Origin of the sequence: Microcystis sp. 49638_E5 (assembly GCF_021300285.1) — a bacterium.
Classification (GTDB): Bacteria; Cyanobacteriota; Cyanobacteriia; order Cyanobacteriales; family Microcystaceae; genus Microcystis; species Microcystis aeruginosa_C.
Genome location: NZ_JAJTDH010000124.1, coordinates 1 through 17,099 on the forward strand (window position 1 = coordinate 1; position 17,099 = coordinate 17,099).

The following is a 17,099-nucleotide window of genomic DNA, read 5'->3' on the forward strand; positions in this document are numbered from 1 at the left end:
TGATACAAAAGGCAGTTTAGCACTTGCCCGTATGTCAGATTTGACATATTATGGGATAATAAATGCAAAACAAAAATGATAAAGATATCGTTGGGAGCATCTCACTTATGCAATGAGTATTAATACTTATAGCAGTCAAAAACTAGAAAATCTTCAACTTGATCACAAAGAGAAATGAGATTATAATAGTTATAACTTACAATTCAGAATAGCTCTCGATGGGAGGAATAATTCAATGTTATCAGAAAATGAAAAAAGAATTAAAGAGTTATGTCAAGAGTTAGGGCAATGTCTCTATGAGCAATCCCAAATTAAGAAATTTAATAACTTGGGAGAGATAGAGGAGACAGTCAGAGATTTAATGATTCATTATGTTAACCCAGAAATCGGTATTTTTTTGTCAAAACAAGCACAGAAGAAACTGCCGGTCGGACGAGAAAAGTGAAAAGTATTTTGGGGGAATTACCAATTACAGAAAAACAAGCGAAAAAATTAGAAATAAAGTCTCGGACTCAGATGAGTCCAATGTTAGAGAAGAACTGTTTGCTATTAAGTGGCGATGAATCCTACGAGAAATCGGCGCAGAAAATCAAATCATTGACAGGAATTGCTGTTTCTCACAGTACCCAACAACGCCTCGTACATCGATATGCTTTTGAAGAATTACCGTCTAACCCAGAAGTGGAAGTGGAAGAAATGAGCCTAGATGGTGGTAAAGTACGACTAAGAACTGCCAAGGGAAAAGCCTTGATTTGGCGTGATTATAAAGCAGTGAGTTTTCATCAACTGGGGGTAGCGGCTTTTTTTCAAAATAACTCAGCTTTATTAGATTTGGTTAATTCTCAAGTTTTGGCTGAACCTTTAATTTGTTTAGGAGATGGACATGATGGTATCTGGAATTTATTTGGTCAGATAGGAGAGAAACAGGAAAGAATTGAAATATTGTCTTGGTATCATTTAATCGAAAACCTCTATAAAGTTGGCGGGTCATTCCAGCGGATTGATGAGGTAAAATGTTTTCTATGGAAGGGGGAAGTGGATGCTGCTATCTCCTGTTTTGAGGGATGGTCAGAGCCGCAAGTGGAGAATTTTATTATTTATTTGAACAAGCATAAACATCGAATTGTCAATTATGGTTATTTGCAGGCAGAGGGCATTTCGATTGGCTCTGGCTCTGTTGAATCAAAAATTAAACAAATTGCTCATCGTCTTAAAATTACTGGTGCAAGTTGGGAATCTGGTAATGTACCGCAAGTCCTTCGTCATCGCTGTGCTTATCTAAATGGTTGCCTTTTTTAACTTTTTTATTGAGATCATTAAGCATTTCTATTTATGTCAAAGGGCAGATGCTCCCAGGTTATAAATATTCTAGACTACGGATGTCTCCGCATTACTGCCCTAATTAATAAATTGACAAACAACTTAAAATGATCACCAACATATCTAGACAACTAACCACTGGCGCTCTTGCTATCGCTGGCAGCGTTGCCGCTTTCGGCTTTGCTGGTGCTGCCCCCGTGCAGGCGCAGGAGGAGTGTTTGCCACAAAGTTTCAACAATTTCAAGACCAATCCTTGCCGAAAAGGGGACAAGTTGTTTACACACATCAACTCATCTGGCATTGGTATAAATGACCCGGCCAATTTTCTGACCATTACGGAAACCGTGCTGCCCTTGGGCGATTTGCACACCTTCACCTTCACCCCAGCTACCCCTCTGCTAAGTTCATCTGGTACTTATGTCATAGATTACACGATCGAGATCATTGATGACCCCGACACTCCCGACAACGAACTTTTGACGAAGATGTTCGAAGCATTCAGCGCTGGCTATACCACAACTGGCCAGACTGACTCCGGTGTCTCTCTGAACAAGACGGTTTGGTCAGATGCTTTCGGCGGGTCGAGTTTGGTCGGAACCTCGGAGGCTAAAAGCCTGGATATTGGTGGCATTGGCTCTCCTGGCCTAACGGTTCAAGTTGATCCGAATATCCTGAAACTTTACGTCAGAGACACTTTCTTTGTCTCTAGTGTTAACGGATCACTTAACAGTATCACCAACGATTTCAGACAAAAATCAATTGGCGTACCCGAACCCTCTGCTATCCTCGGTATCTTAGCCGTTGCTGGTGCTGGTGCTTTCGCTCGTCGCAAGAGCTAGTCACTGTCATTAGATTAAAGGCAAGCGTTGAGGTTAAGCTTAACGCCTTTTTTGTGTCTAGAGAAGGGGATGGGGGAGTGGGGACGCAATTTAAATGCAGTATACTGTTCAGTTAACAATCCCACTGGTCACTGATAATTGATCACTGATCACTGATCAGCCATTCCGATGCCCTTTCACCTAGATCTAGGGGCAGACTAACCGCTTTACCGAGACGGGGACGCTCGCGGGTTTCGCGGATAAAAGCTTGAAATTGACTAAAACCACCCCATTCGTGAAGATAATTAGCGATCGCATTGAGATGTTCCAGATATTCAGACTCGGAGAGGGGAAAAGAAGCTTGTTCGAGATATTTCCACATTACCTGGACATGAACCTTATCTTTGATGCGTCGTAGCTGGATATCGTAGGAACGACCCCATTTTTCTAGTAATAATTGCTGTAAGTCCACACCTGTCATGGTTGATATCGCTTCTCAGATGTCAGTCAGTCAATTAATTCTAACTTACTTTTAGCTGCTGCCCCTAGGTTAGTCCACCTCGCTTCGATTCAGACAAATTCGCGTAAAAAAGTTTTTTTCGGTACGGCGAGTATGTAAAATGGAATGTTGATCTTTCTTGGCCTAAACAGCATTTCATGATTTCGAGTAACGACTTTCGGAGCGGCACAACCATCCAGATCGATGGCTCTGTCTGGCGGGTGGTGGAATTCCTGCACGTCAAACCGGGTAAGGGATCGGCCTTCGTGCGAACCAAGTTAAAAAATGTCCAGACCGGCAACGTGGTAGAACGGACGTTCCGGGCGGGGGAAACCTTGCCCTCAGCCACGATCGAAAAGCGCACCATGCAGCACACCTACAAAGAAGGCGATCAGTTTGTCTTCATGGACATGGAGACTTTTGAGGAAGCAACTCTCACCCCGGTACAAATGGGCGAGAGAGCCAAGTATCTGAAAGAAGGAATGGAAGTTAATATTCTCTTTTGGAATGAGCAAGTGTTAGATGTGGAATTGCCCACCTCGGTAATCTTGGAAATCACCGATACAGATCCGGGAGTCAAGGGAGATACGGCCACCGGTGGCACCAAACCGGCGATCGTAGAAACGGGAGCGCAGGTGATGGTTCCCCTGTTTATTTCCATCGGTGAAAGGATTAAAGTGGATACCAGGGATGGTTCCTATCTGGGACGGGAATAATTGTGATGAGAAGCCCAGAAATGAGGGCTTAGGGACGGGTTTAGGACTAAAGCCAGTGTTTCTGAGCCTGTTTACCAAAACTTAGCCGCTAGATGGGAAAAATCGACGGTTTGGTGGGTGCGAATTTGGATTTGTTGCTTTTTATTTGCGGGGGGATTTCAGAGCGGTGACTATTGATTACAACGAAATTCGAGAACTGATCAAAACACTGGCAGCAACGGATATCAGTGAATTTAGCCTGAAAAGTACGGATTTGGAGCTAAATATCCGTAAAGGAACCGTTAATGCTGCCCTTAGTCATCTCCCCGCTCCCTTGCCGGTGGTGACGGCCCCGGTCGCCCCTCCCGTGGTAGCCGCCAGTCCCACTCCGGCCCCGGAAACCCCCACTGCCGAACCCGCGGCCGCCGCTATTGATAAAAAATGGCTGGCGATTACCTCTCCCATGGTCGGCACTTTTTATCGCGCTCCCGCTCCCGATGAACCGTCTTTCGTGGAAAAAAACGATCGAGTCCGGGTCGGACAAACGGTCTGTATCATCGAAGCGATGAAGTTGATGAACGAAATCGAAGCGGAGGTGGCCGGGCAAATCGTCGAAATCGCCGTCGCTAACGGTGAACCGGTAGAATTTGGCCAGACGTTAATGTGGGTTAATCCCGAATAGATAGAATGAAAGCTATCCTCATGACCGCCGTGGATGTGCTGCAACTTCAGCAAGTCCCCACCCCGAAAATTAGTCAACCGCATCAGGTTTTAGTAGCATTAAAAGCCGCTGGTGTCAACCCTATTGATACAAAAATTCGTAAACGCGGCACTTTTTACCCCGAGCAAATGCCAGCCATTTTGGGCTGTGACGGGGCGGGAATTGTCGAGGCCGTTGGGGCGGCGGTGCAGGATTTTCGCCCCGGGGATGAAGTGTACTTTTGTAGCGGCGGACTGGGCAGGGCCGGGACGGGAAATTATGCTGAATATGCCCTAATCGAGGCGGATTATCTAGCCCACAAGCCGAAATCTCTTTCTTTTGCCGAGGCGGCCGCTGTACCTTTGGTTTTAATCACCGCTTGGGAAGCACTCTACGATCGCGCTCGTCTTCAGTCGGGACAAAGCGTCCTTATCCATGGCGGGGCCGGGGGTGTTGGTCATGTCGCGATTCAATTGGCGAAACTGAAAGGGGCTAAAGTTTATACGACGGTGGGAAATAGCGATAAAGAGCGTTTAGTGCGGCAATTAGGGGCAGATTACCCGATTTTATACAAACAAACCGATTTTGTCGCGGCGATACTTCAAGAAACCGCAGGGAAAGGGGTAGATATCGCTTTTGATACGGTGGGAGGGGAAACTTTTAGGCAAACTTGCCGAGCGGTGCGAGTGTACGGCGATATGGTGACGATTTTGGAACCTACGGGCAGCTGGAAGGAAGCCCGCGATCGCAATTTGCGGATTAGTTTAGAATTAATGTTAACCCCGGCTTTGATGGGACTGCCAGAAGCGCAAAAATATCAAACAGAAATTCTCAGACAAGGGGCGCGTTTAATTGACGAGAAAAAGTTAACCATTCATCTCTCCCAAACCTTCCCTTTAGCGGCAGCTATCAGCGCCCATCAACTCCTAGAAACTGGTTCGGTGACGGGGAAAATAGCCCTAATTATTGACTAGAAATCTGCTTGTTACTACTGGTGAACAGCAGAAGTTGTTAAAGCAGGGAGAAGGCAAACCACCGCTACACTTTTGCCGATCGGTCAACCTGATTACGTTAAAATCAAAAGCAGGATACTGTGTATGACGGAAAAACTCGATGAACTCAGTGATTAAAGCGGTACAAACTGCCTATTATGGGGATGCAGCCTATCGGACACCACCACCAGACTTAGAATCTCTCCTGCTCAAAGAGAGAATTGTCTATCTGGGGTTGCCCTTATTTTCCTCCGATGATGTCAAGCGCAATGTCGGGGTGGACGTGACGGAATTAATTATCGCCCAACTGCTCTACCTGCAATTTGACGATCCCGAAAAACCGATTTTCTTCTATATCAACTCTACCGGCACATCCTGGTACACTGGCGACGCGATCGGCTACGAAACGGAAGCTTTCGCCATCTGTGACACCCTCAACTACATTAAACCTCCCGTTCATACTATCTGTATCGGACAGGCCATGGGAACTGCCGCGATGATTCTTTCCGCAGGAACCAAGGGTTTTCGCGCCTCCTTACCCCACGCTACCATTGTTCTCAACCAAAATCGCACCGGGGCCCAGGGACAAGCCACCGATATCCAGATTCGCGCCAAGGAGGTAATCGCCAATAAACAGACGATGTTGGAAATTTTCTCGAAAAATACGGGTCAAACCACCGAAAAACTGGCGAAAGATATGGATCGCACCTTCTATCTCACCCCACAACAGGCGAAAGACTACGGATTAATCGATCTCGTTCTCGAAAGTCGCAAGGAGCTGCCGAAACCCCTCGCCCAAGTTAGTTAAGATTTATTACAAATTAGCAGGAGTTGTTACCAATTATGCCTATCGGTGTGCCAAAAGTTCCCTACCGTCTGCCTGGTAGCCAATACGAACAGTGGATTAGCATTTACAGCCGTCTTTCGGTGGAACGCATTCTTTTTTTGGGGCAGGAAGTCACCGACGGGTTAGCCAATGCCCTTGTGGCCCAAATGCTTTATCTCGACTCGGAAGATCCCACTAAACCCATCTATCTCTATATCAACTCGCCGGGGGGTTCCGTTACCGCCGGGATGGCCATCTACGACACCATGCAGTACATCAAAGCGGAAGTGGTGACTATCTGTGTGGGATTAGCGGCCTCTATGGGGGCATTTTTACTGGCTTCTGGTAGTCCGGGTAAGCGTCTCGCCCTTCCCCATGCGCGGATTATGATTCACCAACCCATGGGCGGAACCGGGCGCCGGCAAGCGACGGATATCGACATTGAAGCTAAGGAAATCCTGCGTATTCGCCAGCAATTAAACGAAATTATGGCTAATCGCACTGGACAAACCATCGAACGTATCGAAAAAGACACAGACCGCGATTATTTCCTCTCCGCCGAGGAAGCTGTCGCCTACGGTTTAATCGATAAGGTGGTCGAGGGAAGACCGGCTTAAGTCAGTCAGAGGTTAGAACAGGTTTCTCGCCTGTTCTAACCTTTTTTTCTGATAATAAACCTGACTTCTTTACCATAAAAAATGGGAAAAAACTGTATCAAAATTAGCAGAAATGGGCAAAAAAAAATAAACTCATTTCCGTTAATTATTGAAGGAAATTTCCCAATGAAAGTCGCCATCGCACCGATTGTTTTATCCACTGCCAGTTTAGGGTTAATGTTGGGTGTGGCACAAAACGCCCAAGCCGCTCTGATTCCTAACATCACTGCCTCGACAGATATGGGTAGTTTTGCCTCTGCTAACATAGCCAATACCGTCAATGGTGCCGGGTTGCCCAGTAATACACCAAGTCTGACAGGATCTCATGCTGCGGCAACTTTGACTAATGCTTGGTTGGGAACTGCGTTCACTGGTAATATCACTTTCAATCTCAATGGCAGCTATAGTCTGGCTGGTTTTAGCTTCTGGAACTTTAACGCACAGAGGACTGCCGGAATTAAGGGCGTGACTGTTCAATCCTCCACCAATGGGACAACTTTCACGACTATAGCGGGTGCTCCTACTCAGTTTGCTATCGCCGCAACTAATGCTGCTGCTGTAAATCCAGAGACGTTCAGCTTTTCTTCTCCGGTTACAGCCTCTTTTGTCCGGTTTGTTGTTGCTAGTAACTGGGATTCTGTTAATGGTACTGGCTTCTCTGAGGTTCAATTTGATAGAACTCCTGATCAACCTCCTCAGCTTCAATCTGTTCCTGAACCTTCTTCCTTGCTTGCTCTGTTAGCCTTTGGTTTAGCGGGTGTTGGTTTCAGAAAAAGAATGTAATCTTTAGATGGTAGGTTGGTTAATTACCCTTAGCCCTCTTCTCCCCACTGCCCACTCTTCTTGAACAGGATTTAGGGACTTGCGCTTTGATAATGTACCTTTTGGGCGAACGCAGTTCGCCCCTACATTGTGGACAAAATCCGTTACTGTAGGGGCGCAAAGCTTGCGCCCTCCGATCGATTGGGGCTCAATTCCGTGCGATTATGAAGACCGGTTTTATGGAGCATATTCGACACATGGCTTTCGATTGTCCGTTGACTAACATTGAGTTTTGCGGCGATTTCCCGATTAGCCAGTCCCTGGGCGACCAATTGTACTACTTTTAACTCCGTTGGGGTTAATTCCACATTACCCGGAACCTGAAGAGAGGTGACATCATCGGAATGGATGCGGGTGCTGCGTTTCGGCAACCGGCCCGCTTGTGTGAGGGAAGACTCCACCCGGGCCACTAATTCTTCCGGTTCAAAGGGTTTAACCATATAAAAATCGGCCTCGGCGGTTAAACCTGTCACCTTGTCCTGACTTTGCCCCTCAGGGGAGAGAAAAATCACGGGAAGACCACTAAAACGACTGTCCTGACGAATTGTTTCGAGGAAGGCATAACCATCCATTTCCGGCATGATCAGATCACAGATAATTATATCGGGCATTTCCGCTGCTTTGGCCGCATTTGCCCCGCGTTCGAGGATTTCTAGGGCTTCCCGACCGTTTTCTGCGGTTATCACCCTATAACCACGAAACTCTAGATAATCCTTCACCAAAAGTATTAAATTTGGGTCATCGTCGATTAATAAAAGTTGTTTATTGTCTTTGTTGGTCTCTTTCATGGGTATTTTCCGAGCTGCAGGGTTGGGGGAATGGAGACGGACAAAGGATCGATAGGCACTCATGCAACAGGTAGTTAGGGTTTCCTGAATAAATCTAAAAACCTTATCCAACAAGGTTTTTAGACTTTTTTTCTCTCAAAAACTGCCGACCATTGGAGTGATTGGGGGGAAAATTCTGGGACTTTTTCCCTAAAAATTAGGTAATTGACTCCCTCAAAATCGGTAAAACCCTACACCCCACACCCCACACCCTGCCCCCACGAAAAACTTTTTGCCGCAAACCCTAATTAATTGTGTTTCAGCTAGTTTTAACGCTGTTTTCCTCTATTGTTTCGGGTTCTTCTTCTGGACAGTTCCGAGAAATTGCCGGTAAATCGTGGCGAAGGAAAGCATATTCGGTGACGATTTGATTACCGATTAGGTGTTCTTGGATAATTCTTTCGATCGCTTCCTTGTTTACCCTTCCATACCAGACTCCTTCCGGGTACACTAATAAAATCGGTCCCTGGCTACAAACCCGCAAACAGTTGGCTTTAGTGCGAAAAACACAACCCGGACGGTCGGCGCTAGGGCGATCGAGTTCTAATTCACTTAACCGCTTCTTTAAATAATCCCACACTTCTAACCCTTCTTGCTTGTCACAGCATTTTGGCTTAGTCTGATCGCAGCAGAGAAATAGATGACGCTGGATCTGGGCCAATCCCAACTTAGTCACATTTTCCCCCAAGATATCTCTAGTGTCCGCTTCTTCCATAAATTTTTTTTATCAACTAAACTCTTGACATTGAACAGAAAATGTGCATAGCCGACTAAACTTTCGGTTTGAGGATGTAACGATAGATGAGATAAACGATAGCGGCAAGGATTAAAGCGCTCAAAACTGCGCTAACTAGCCGTAAAATCGCCGTTAAAATCGAAAGAGCCACAAAAACCCCCGCCACTGCTACGACTACCTGTGCCGGTGTGGACAGGCTGCCGTACCAAGTTTTCACTTTTTCGAGAGTGGCAGCAAAACTAACCGGGGTATCAAGGGGGGGAAAATCGTCGGTTTCGATTTCCACTTCCACTTCCTCTGGGGTATATTTAGTATCGAACGGTTCGGGAGACTGCATAAACACTCAAGCTACTTAACACTTCATCCCTATTCTATCGATGATTGGGGTTGACAGGGGTTGAGACAGAATTAGTGTAACAATGAGTTTATCCATAGCTAAATGACCGGAATCTATGAGCCTATCGACTCCCACCGTTACCGCCATCAATTATCCTGATGCTACCATCAACCGGGCCGAACGCGCCCTCTGTTGTTCTCCTTTCCGTGTCACCTTATTTGTGGCTATGCTGGAGCGAAGTGTATCACTTTTAAGCATTCCTGGTGCTGGGGGTTTAGAGAAAGGTTATACTTCCAGACTGCTGACGGAAGCAGCAGCGGAAAGCTATCTTCTCTGGTTGATTAAGGTGGGAATTTTGCGGCGCGAAGTAGATGGACAGGGGATAACCGATAGTTTTCGTCTCACTCCTTTAGGGAGAAAATTAATAGAAAAATGGCAACCCCAAGGGGACCTTTTCCCTAAACCCACTCTCTGGCAAAGATTTTTCAATACTCTGCAACGCTGGTTTTCTTTTTAATGCTGTTGGGAGTCAGTTATCAGTTATCAGTTATCAGTTATCAGATGTGAGTTTTCAGTTATTAGCCTCTTGCATGAGTGCCTGTCCTTATAAGTAGCATATACTCAACGGATTTAGTATCAACTGATTACTGTTTACCGATTACTGTTCACTGAAAATACTCAATAAAAAAACTAGATGAAAGCAATTATGGTAGTGGGGACGACTTCCCACGCGGGTAAATCTTTTTTAACTGCGGCTTTATGTCGTTTATTCAACCGGAAAGGTTGGCAAGTAACACCCTTTAAAGGTCAGAATATGGCCCTTAATGCCTATGTTACCGCCGGAGGGGGAGAAATGGGTCACGCTCAGGCGGTGCAAGCATGGGCCGCGGGGACAATTCCCCGGGTAGAAATGAACCCAATTTTATTAAAACCCCAGGGAAATATGACCTCTCAGGTGATTATTAAAGGCAAGGCTGTGGGTGTCACCACGGCAGCGGATTATTATCAGAATTATTTTGAGCAAGGTTGGCAAGCAATTAAAGAATCTTTAGCTAAATTATCAACAGAATTTGATCTAGTTGTCTGTGAAGGTGCGGGAAGTCCGGCGGAAATAAATCTCAAACATCGCGATTTAACTAATATGCGGGTGGCTAAATATCTCGATGCCGCTACTATTTTAGTGGTGGATATTGATCGCGGGGGGGCTTTTGCTCACGTCGTCGGTACGTTAGAATTGTTAGAACCGGAGGAAAGAGCTTTAATTAAAGGTATTGTGATCAATAAATTTCGCGGACAAAAATCCCTCTTAGATTCGGGGATTACTTGGCTAGAAGATTATACAAAAATTCCCGTGTTGGGAGTTCTTCCCTATAGTGATATCTTTTTAAGTGCCGAGGATTCTCTTAGTTTACTCGATCGACCCGCCCAAAAACCCAAAGCTGAACTAAATATCAGTGTCATTCGTCTGCCTCATATCGCTAATTTTACGGATTTTGACCCTCTCTGTGGCGAAGCAACAGTTAATGTCCGTTATCTAGAATTACAGGAATCTTTAGGTGATCCCGATGGGGTAATTATCCCCGGTTCTAAAACCACTGTTGCTGATTTAATTGCTCTTAATCAAAGTGGTATGGCTAATCAATTACAAGCCTATCACCAAAGGGGAGGTATTATCTTTGGCATCTGTGGTGGTTTGCAAATGTTAGGGCGATTAATCCTGGATCCTGACCATCGAGAAGGTCCCGAAAGTGAGGCAGCTGGCTTAAATTTACTGCCCTTAAAAACGGTAATTACTGCCGAAAAAATTACCCGTCAACGACAAGTTTTATCTAATTTTCCCCAAGGGGGTTTACCAGTAACAGGATACGAAATTCACCAGGGAATAAGCCAATGGGAAAGTGAATCAGGTTATCAAAAAATGTTCGAGGAAGATGCTAGTCTGGGAATTGTCAATGATTCTCTCTCAATTTGGGGCTGTTATTTACATGGTATCTTTGATAATGGTTCTTGGCGAAGAACTTGGCTAAATCATCTACGTCAGCGTCGCGGTTTATTATCTTTGCCGACGGGAATTGCTAACTATAGTGAACAAAGAGAAATAACCCTAGATAATATGGCTAATTTATTGGAAGAACATTTAAATCTTAACCCTATTTTTGCTCATTTGTAAGGAGAAATTATGACTATTGCAGTGCGTTTTTTACCCGATGATATTATCATAGAAGCGGAAACCGGAGAACTATTATTAGACGTGGCCAAAAAAGCAGGAATTGACATTCCTACCGGCTGTTTAATGGGTTCCTGTCACGCCTGTGAAGTAGAATTAGATGATGGCACTCAAATTTGTAGTTGTATTACTGGTATCCCCGGCGATCAAGATTCTTTAACCGTTCATTTATACTCGGATCCGCTCTGGTAGTTGTTAAAGTTTTCTGATAACAGAATTCGGGTATTACTGTTAAGTTTACGACTTCTAACTAGGAGAATAATGGCTCGGCGACTTCTCGTCTAAGGGAAGGTTTTTGATTTTTGCAAGATGTCCATGGATAATAGTATATGCAATATATTGATAAAATAGTATAACAGTTCGTATCAATGGGCTGTAAGAATAAATTTCACTAAACCCTTGACAAAAGTTACTTTTTGTATTACCTTTCGACAGTAGTGGTGCTGCCACGGGAAATACTTACATATTAACTATCTTAAAATATGTCAGATTATTATCATTATCAAAATTCTTGCTGTGGGACTGCCCACGCTTATTTGCTACCCTCTCTGAGTCAGATTTTTGCCGATCTTGCTCCTCCTGAAAAGCGTATTTTTGATCACCGCTCTTTGGGATCACGGACATATTAAATTCTGGTCTGTCAAAACCATCTCAGAACTATAGCGCTTTTCACGTTAATGAGTGATCGACAAGTTTTGCCAACAAAGGGTTTAAACCTCTTGCCCATGCCTCATTCTGATGAAAACTGCCATAATCACACAATAGGCTCTTCTGGTTTCTGTGCGGAAACGAGATCTATACTGATAGTTTCTTCCGCGGCTCGACGGAGCTTCGCCGAACGTCAAAATAGTCTTAAAAGTCTTGTCCCGTAAGCATTTTGCGTTCCATAAGCAAAAATTATCACACAAAGTCGAGAAGAGCCCACAATAAATACAGACAATAGCTTATGAATGCATCACGAACAAGTTTTCAAGCTGGTTGGTTAAATTTAGAGCAGGAATTAGTTTTACTTTTAACAGCAACAATTAATATTAAAGGTATGCCGAAAGCCTATCCAACTGTTCCTGAGCAAAGACAGGAAGATTACTATAATTCCCTGAAGTATTATATTAATTTTCATCCTCGTATCAAAAAAATACTATTTGTGGAAAATTCTGGTTGGCCTCTTGAGCGATTGCAAGAAACGACTCAAGAAAATCCCCATAACAAACAAATTGAATTTATTTCACTAGATGCCAATGATTTTCCTCGTAATTTTGGCAAAGGTTACGGCGAAACCCTATTAATAGAGCAGGGAATTTTAAAATCAGCACTGGTCAAAGAGTCTTCTTATATTGCCAAGATAACTGGTAGAATTTATCTTTTCAATATGACGGATATTTTAGAGAGGGTTAAAAGTCCCTTTGAGTGTTTATGTGATTTTAAATGGCCGATTTGGCAACAATTACAGAACAAACAAAATAATCCTTCCTATGCAGATACTCGTTTTCTTGTCTTTAGCAAATGCTTTTATGAAAGCTACCTGCAGCCGATGCACAAAAATCATCAGCAGGGTTGTTTTTATAGTGAACATCAATATTATCAAGCTATTAATTTAGCATCACAATCGGCTAATGTTTGTAAAAGGTTTCCCGTTGAACCGAAATTTTCTGGTATTGCGGGACATTTTGGGGGAAAAGACTATAATAGTCGTTCCGAACAGTTGAAATACGCAATTCGTGTCTTGACTCGTCAAACTATGCCTTGGCTATATCTGTAAAGGGTCGTGCTTAGTGGCGTATAAAAGTCAGTGGAGCCTCAACCACAGAAAAGGTGGCGTTTGACCCGGTTGTGAAGTAGTGAAATTTTTGTTACAATAAGGCGGTAAGCTGTTCATAACTTAAATTGCTTGTTGAGACGAGGCAAGAGGCAACAGTAAAGGGATTGGAGGAGATTCGCCTAATCCAAGAATAAGCAGTTTAAATACGTCTTAGCTTAACTGATTATGTCTCGTCGTCAACTGTTGAGTTTTTTAAGTACAGTAATTCTGGCATTTTTTGCCCTTATTCCCGATACTAACGCTTTAGGTGGCCTCCAACCCGCTTTAAATTAACCTGCACCCGATTTTACCCTACCGACTAACACGGGAGAAGGGAATATTTCCCTATCGGACTATCGGGGTAAAGGGAAAAGAAGATTTATAGTCATTTCAGATAAGTCTGATACAGTCTAAACCGACAAAAGCCTTATGAACTCTGGGATTGATATTCTCAATCTTAATTGAAATGACTATAGTTTAGGTAAAGTGATGGCTAAACTTCCTCATACTTCCTTTTCAGCGATTGCTATTACTTTTTTAGTCATGAATCTTTCTAACCTGTTGAGGCAGGTTTTTTGGGCTTTTTTATGTGATTAACTCCCAAGTTATGAATTGTTTCTCCCTGCTCCCTGCTCCGCTGCTTCCCTATACCTTATTAAACAGGATTTAGTATGAAATGGGAAAACAGCACTTTTTCTCGGTCAATGATTATGATAAGTTATAATTTATGGATTAATCAACAACGGAAGATTATAGTTGTAGCTAAGTGAAATCATTGATTAAGAGACCTGTACTTTTCAATAACTTTTTCAGCAGACCCTATTTAGGGGGTAAATCCTGCCATTCACAGTGCCGAAGTTTTAGCACGTTTAGAGGAATTACGGGCGAGTTCTTGAAATTTAAAGATAAGTAGCTGGTTATAATTAAATTAAAAATGGATTTTGCCTTTAATCCCCCCTTGATCCCCCCTTTGATAAGGGGGGTGCCGATCCCCCCTTAGTCCCCCCTTTAATCCCCCCTTATTAAGGGGGGCATCTGACAACTTTTAACGCCTACCTACTTAATTTGCTTTGTTTGAGAACAAATGATCCAGATTGTTCTACCTTTTTATAGCGCTTTTCACGTTACTGAGGTATCGACAGGTTTTGCCAACAAGGGGTTTAAGCTCCTTGCCCATGCCTCATTCTGATGAAAACTGCTATATTTTCTGGTCAAATATAGCGGTTTTCGTCTAATAAGGTATAGTAAATACCTTGATAGATAGGCGTTTCAGCGTTTCAGTCGGGACTCACTTCTGTGAAAACCGCTATATTAACAGAAGCTAATTTATCGGTAGAAAAAGTCTATCGTATTGGTCGTATTGCTCCCTTAGCGAAGACGATGATTATTCTCGCTCGTCGGGGTCAATAAATCATACTAAATCCTGTTTAAAAGGTATAGGAGAGGAGACTAGAAGGGAATTTGAGCATTTGTACTAAAATTCCCAATACGCAGTTTAAATACAGTACAGCTTAGTCAAACTTGGGAACAATCCAAGCTGCTATAATAGCCAATAAAACAACAATTTCTAAGACTTTATATAAGTTAAGAGATTGTAGCCACTGCAAAGTATTGGCTAGACGCAAATTTAACCGCCATTGACGTAATTGAGATAACCATAATTTCGGATTATCTTGTTCACGAAAACGCCATTTAAGAATAGATAATAACAGGGGAATCCCTCCCACTTTAGCAGTCATGAGCAGGTGCAGGATCAGACTTACTGCCATAATTAACCAACTGAGCAAATGGGCATAATACCAAAAGTGATTTAATTCCCCTTCCGGTAGCCATTCGGAATCCATCATCCGTCCACTATACAAGGCAAAAGTTAGGGCAAAAAGAGTCAAAGTATTGACTAAACGATGGAGACTGTACCACCAAATCGGCTTACCAAATTGGGTTAATTTGTTAAGAGAATCACTTTGAATTAATCTTTTGTTACCCCGACGAAAAGCATAGATAGCAAAAACGGGAAAGATAATCAGAGTATAGAGGCCAAAAGTGCCATGAATACTTTCAATTTCTCGATATTCTGGTAAAGGCAGTTTTAACCAACGACCGTCAAAAGTATCATAGGTCCAATAGGCCGTAACCATGGCGGCAATGAGGGCAATTCCCGTGAATCCGTGCAGAATTCGCAGTAAAAGAGGTTGATAAGGTTGATTAGTTTTCATGAACTCGATCGATACAATAGGGGAGGTAAACTTTGCCCAGATACTATGTTAACTAATCCTTGGCTCGTCGCTATTCTTCTCAATACCGTGCTGCTCGGAATCGCTGCAATTGCCCCAAAAAAGCTCTTAACTCCGATGGGTTATCTCCATGCTTGGTTTTTAGGGGTGATTGTCTGGGGAAGCTTGGGATGGCGCGGTTATCTAATTGTTTTATTCTATTTCCTCGTCGGTTCTACTGTCACCCGCATCGGGTTAGCTCGCAAGGAAGCAGAGGGAATTGCCGAAAAAAGAGCGGGGGTGCGCGGTCCTGAAAATGTCTGGGGTTCCGCTTTAGCGGGGGCAATTTGCGCTATCCTCAGTCTTTTTGCCGCTTCTCCCTGGGATTACCTCTTAAGACTCGCTTATGTGGCTAGTTTTAGCACCAAATTAGCCGATACTACTGCCAGTGAGGTGGGCAAAGCTTACGGTAAAACTACTTATCTAATCACTAATTTTAAATCCGTCCCCCGGGGAACGGAAGGGGCTGTTAGTTTAGAGGGAACGCTCGCCGGTTTGCTGGCAGCCACGGCGATTTCCCTGTTAGCATGGGCTATCGGTGCGATCGATCTTCTTGGTGTGTTATGGTGCGTAATTGCGGCATTTATCGCCACCAATATCGAAAGTATCATCGGTGCTACCCTACAAACCCGCTTTCTGTGGTTAACTAATGAATTAGTCAATGTGATCAATACGGTTATCGGTGCGATCGTGGCTATACTGTTAAGCTTGCTCTGGTCTTTCCGCTAAAGTTAAGTGACTAAAAAAATTTTTCAGAGAATATCTATGCTAAAGTGGCGTTTTTGTGCATTTTCCCTGCTGTTACTGCTAATTACTGCCTGTGGGACGGAAAATCAACCTAATTCTAGTTCTAACACCGCAAGTAGTCCCGATGCTGGCCGCTTGCAAACGGTGAAAAATCGCGGTAAGTTAATTTGTGGCATTAACGGAGAAGTGCCGGGGTTTAGCTTTGTTAATGAAAAAGGCGAATATTCGGGCTTAGATGTGCAAATTTGCCGAGCTATTGCGGCGGCTCTCTTTAATGATCCGTCCAAAGTCGAATATCGTAAACTTAGCCCTCAAGAGAGATTTACTGCCGTACAGACGGGAGAAGTGGATATCCTCAGTCGCAACACCACCTGGACGATTAACCGGGATACCGCCCTGGGGATGGAGTTTATCACCCCGGTTTTCTATGATGGTCAGGGAATTATGGCCACGAAAGCCAGTAATGTTAAGAAATTAGAAGATTTGAGCGGAAAGTCCATTTGTGTGCTATCGGGAACCACCACAGAACAAAATCTGGCCGATGCCATGGCAAAAGCGGCAGTTCAAGGCTATAAACCGATCGTTTCCGATGATGTGGAGGCTTTATATACAGCTTATCAGGCGGGGCGTTGTCAGGCTGTCACCTCCGATCGCTCCCAATTGGTGGCCCGGCGCTCGGTTTTTCCCCGACCAGAGGATCATCAATTATTAGAAGTGGTAATATCTAAGGAACCCTTGGCCCCAGCCGTGGCCGATGGTGATCCCCCTTGGTCGAATGCCGTCCGCTCGATCGTTTTTAGTTTAATTCAAGGGGAAGAATTTGGGA

At 44.0% G+C, this 17,099-nt stretch carries 19 protein-coding genes and 1 pseudogene; 15 read left to right on the plus strand and 5 right to left on the minus strand.

Annotated elements, in window-relative coordinates:
- Nucleotides 1-235 precede the first annotated feature (235 nt).
- Together LW728_RS21185 and LW728_RS21190 are read left to right on the plus strand one after the other, a co-directional pair.
- Nucleotides 236-1,299 (plus strand): ISKra4 family transposase gene (locus tag LW728_RS21185; RefSeq protein ID WP_287768101.1). Its coding sequence is split into 2 segments (ribosomal slippage): nucleotides 236-392 and nucleotides 392-1,299, totalling 1,065 coding nucleotides; the frame shifts between segments, so codons are not numbered across the junction.
- 128 nt (nucleotides 1,300-1,427) lie between these two features.
- Nucleotides 1,428-2,159, plus strand: a complete 732-nt coding sequence (locus tag LW728_RS21190; protein WP_287768104.1) for a PEP-CTERM sorting domain-containing protein — start codon at nucleotides 1,428-1,430, stop codon at nucleotides 2,157-2,159.
- A gap of 142 nt (nucleotides 2,160-2,301) precedes the next feature.
- Here the strand turns inward: LW728_RS21190 and LW728_RS21195 are convergent, their stop codons facing one another.
- Nucleotides 2,302-2,619, minus strand: a complete 318-nt coding sequence (locus tag LW728_RS21195; RefSeq protein ID WP_002801936.1) for a DUF3067 family protein — start codon at nucleotides 2,617-2,619, stop codon at nucleotides 2,302-2,304.
- A 176-nt stretch (nucleotides 2,620-2,795) separates the two neighbouring features.
- Between LW728_RS21195 and efp the strand changes: the two genes are divergently transcribed.
- From efp to LW728_RS21225, 6 genes are all read left to right on the plus strand, one after another.
- Complete coding sequence (gene efp / locus LW728_RS21200; protein ID WP_002750882.1) at nucleotides 2,796-3,353, plus strand: elongation factor P; 558 nt, start codon at nucleotides 2,796-2,798, stop codon at nucleotides 3,351-3,353.
- 166 nt (nucleotides 3,354-3,519) lie between these two features.
- Complete coding sequence (accB, locus tag LW728_RS21205) at nucleotides 3,520-4,014, plus strand: acetyl-CoA carboxylase biotin carboxyl carrier protein (protein WP_287768106.1); 495 nt, start codon at nucleotides 3,520-3,522, stop codon at nucleotides 4,012-4,014.
- Nucleotides 4,015-4,019: 5 nt separating this feature from the next.
- Nucleotides 4,020-5,006, plus strand: a complete 987-nt coding sequence (locus LW728_RS21210; RefSeq protein WP_159296305.1) for a zinc-dependent alcohol dehydrogenase family protein — start codon at nucleotides 4,020-4,022, stop codon at nucleotides 5,004-5,006.
- A 139-nt stretch (nucleotides 5,007-5,145) separates the two neighbouring features.
- Nucleotides 5,146-5,832, plus strand: coding sequence for an ATP-dependent Clp protease proteolytic subunit (locus tag LW728_RS21215; protein WP_002801939.1), 687 nt, complete (start codon nucleotides 5,146-5,148; stop codon nucleotides 5,830-5,832).
- A gap of 35 nt (nucleotides 5,833-5,867) precedes the next feature.
- Complete coding sequence (locus LW728_RS21220) at nucleotides 5,868-6,467, plus strand: ATP-dependent Clp protease proteolytic subunit (RefSeq protein ID WP_002734165.1); 600 nt, start codon at nucleotides 5,868-5,870, stop codon at nucleotides 6,465-6,467.
- Nucleotides 6,468-6,632: 165 nt separating this feature from the next.
- The gene (locus LW728_RS21225) at nucleotides 6,633-7,289 is read left to right on the plus strand and encodes a discoidin domain-containing protein (protein ID WP_287768122.1); all 657 of its coding nucleotides are present in this window, start codon (nucleotides 6,633-6,635) and stop codon (nucleotides 7,287-7,289) included.
- Nucleotides 7,290-7,432: 143 nt separating this feature from the next.
- Here LW728_RS21225 and LW728_RS21230 read toward each other — a convergent pair whose 3' ends face one another.
- From LW728_RS21230 to LW728_RS21240, 3 genes are all read right to left on the minus strand, one after another.
- Entirely contained in the window at nucleotides 7,433-8,116 is a 684-nt protein-coding gene (locus tag LW728_RS21230; RefSeq protein ID WP_287768111.1) for a response regulator transcription factor, read from the minus strand.
- A 298-nt stretch (nucleotides 8,117-8,414) separates the two neighbouring features.
- Nucleotides 8,415-8,870, minus strand: coding sequence for a (2Fe-2S) ferredoxin domain-containing protein (locus tag LW728_RS21235; protein WP_287768113.1), 456 nt, complete (start codon nucleotides 8,868-8,870; stop codon nucleotides 8,415-8,417).
- Between the two features lie 55 nt (nucleotides 8,871-8,925).
- Nucleotides 8,926-9,228: a hypothetical protein gene (locus LW728_RS21240; protein ID WP_002801943.1), complete on the minus strand. Its 303-nt coding sequence runs from the start codon at nucleotides 9,226-9,228 to the stop codon at nucleotides 8,926-8,928.
- 115 nt (nucleotides 9,229-9,343) lie between these two features.
- On the opposite strand from LW728_RS21240, the gene LW728_RS21245 reads away from it, so the two are divergent.
- From LW728_RS21245 to LW728_RS21265, 5 genes and pseudogenes are all read left to right on the plus strand, one after another.
- On the plus strand, nucleotides 9,344-9,745 hold the full coding sequence (locus LW728_RS21245) for an Npun_F0494 family protein (RefSeq protein ID WP_287768115.1): 402 nt from the start codon (nucleotides 9,344-9,346) through the stop codon (nucleotides 9,743-9,745).
- A gap of 177 nt (nucleotides 9,746-9,922) precedes the next feature.
- On the plus strand, nucleotides 9,923-11,398 hold the full coding sequence (cobQ, locus tag LW728_RS21250; RefSeq protein ID WP_287768117.1) for a cobyric acid synthase CobQ: 1,476 nt from the start codon (nucleotides 9,923-9,925) through the stop codon (nucleotides 11,396-11,398).
- Nucleotides 11,399-11,407: 9 nt separating this feature from the next.
- Complete coding sequence (locus LW728_RS21255) at nucleotides 11,408-11,647, plus strand: 2Fe-2S iron-sulfur cluster-binding protein (protein WP_002801947.1); 240 nt, start codon at nucleotides 11,408-11,410, stop codon at nucleotides 11,645-11,647.
- A 754-nt stretch (nucleotides 11,648-12,401) separates the two neighbouring features.
- Nucleotides 12,402-13,214, plus strand: coding sequence for a hypothetical protein (locus LW728_RS21260; protein WP_002801950.1), 813 nt, complete (start codon nucleotides 12,402-12,404; stop codon nucleotides 13,212-13,214).
- 225 nt (nucleotides 13,215-13,439) lie between these two features.
- Nucleotides 13,440-13,619 (plus strand): annotated as a pseudogene (locus tag LW728_RS21265) (peroxiredoxin); the annotation flags it as partial.
- A gap of 1,145 nt (nucleotides 13,620-14,764) precedes the next feature.
- Here the strand turns inward: LW728_RS21265 and LW728_RS21275 are convergent.
- On the minus strand, nucleotides 14,765-15,469 hold the full coding sequence (locus LW728_RS21275; protein WP_002801951.1) for a cytochrome b/b6 domain-containing protein: 705 nt from the start codon (nucleotides 15,467-15,469) through the stop codon (nucleotides 14,765-14,767).
- A gap of 45 nt (nucleotides 15,470-15,514) precedes the next feature.
- On the opposite strand from LW728_RS21275, the gene LW728_RS21280 reads away from it, so the two are divergent.
- Nucleotides 15,515-16,255 carry a TIGR00297 family protein gene (locus LW728_RS21280; protein WP_287671100.1) on the plus strand — a complete coding sequence of 247 codons (741 nt, stop codon included), beginning with the start codon at nucleotides 15,515-15,517 and terminating at the stop codon, nucleotides 16,253-16,255.
- A gap of 36 nt (nucleotides 16,256-16,291) precedes the next feature.
- Nucleotides 16,292-17,099 (plus strand): amino acid ABC transporter substrate-binding protein (locus LW728_RS21285; protein ID WP_287768119.1); only part of this gene is annotated, 808 nt, incomplete at its 3' end.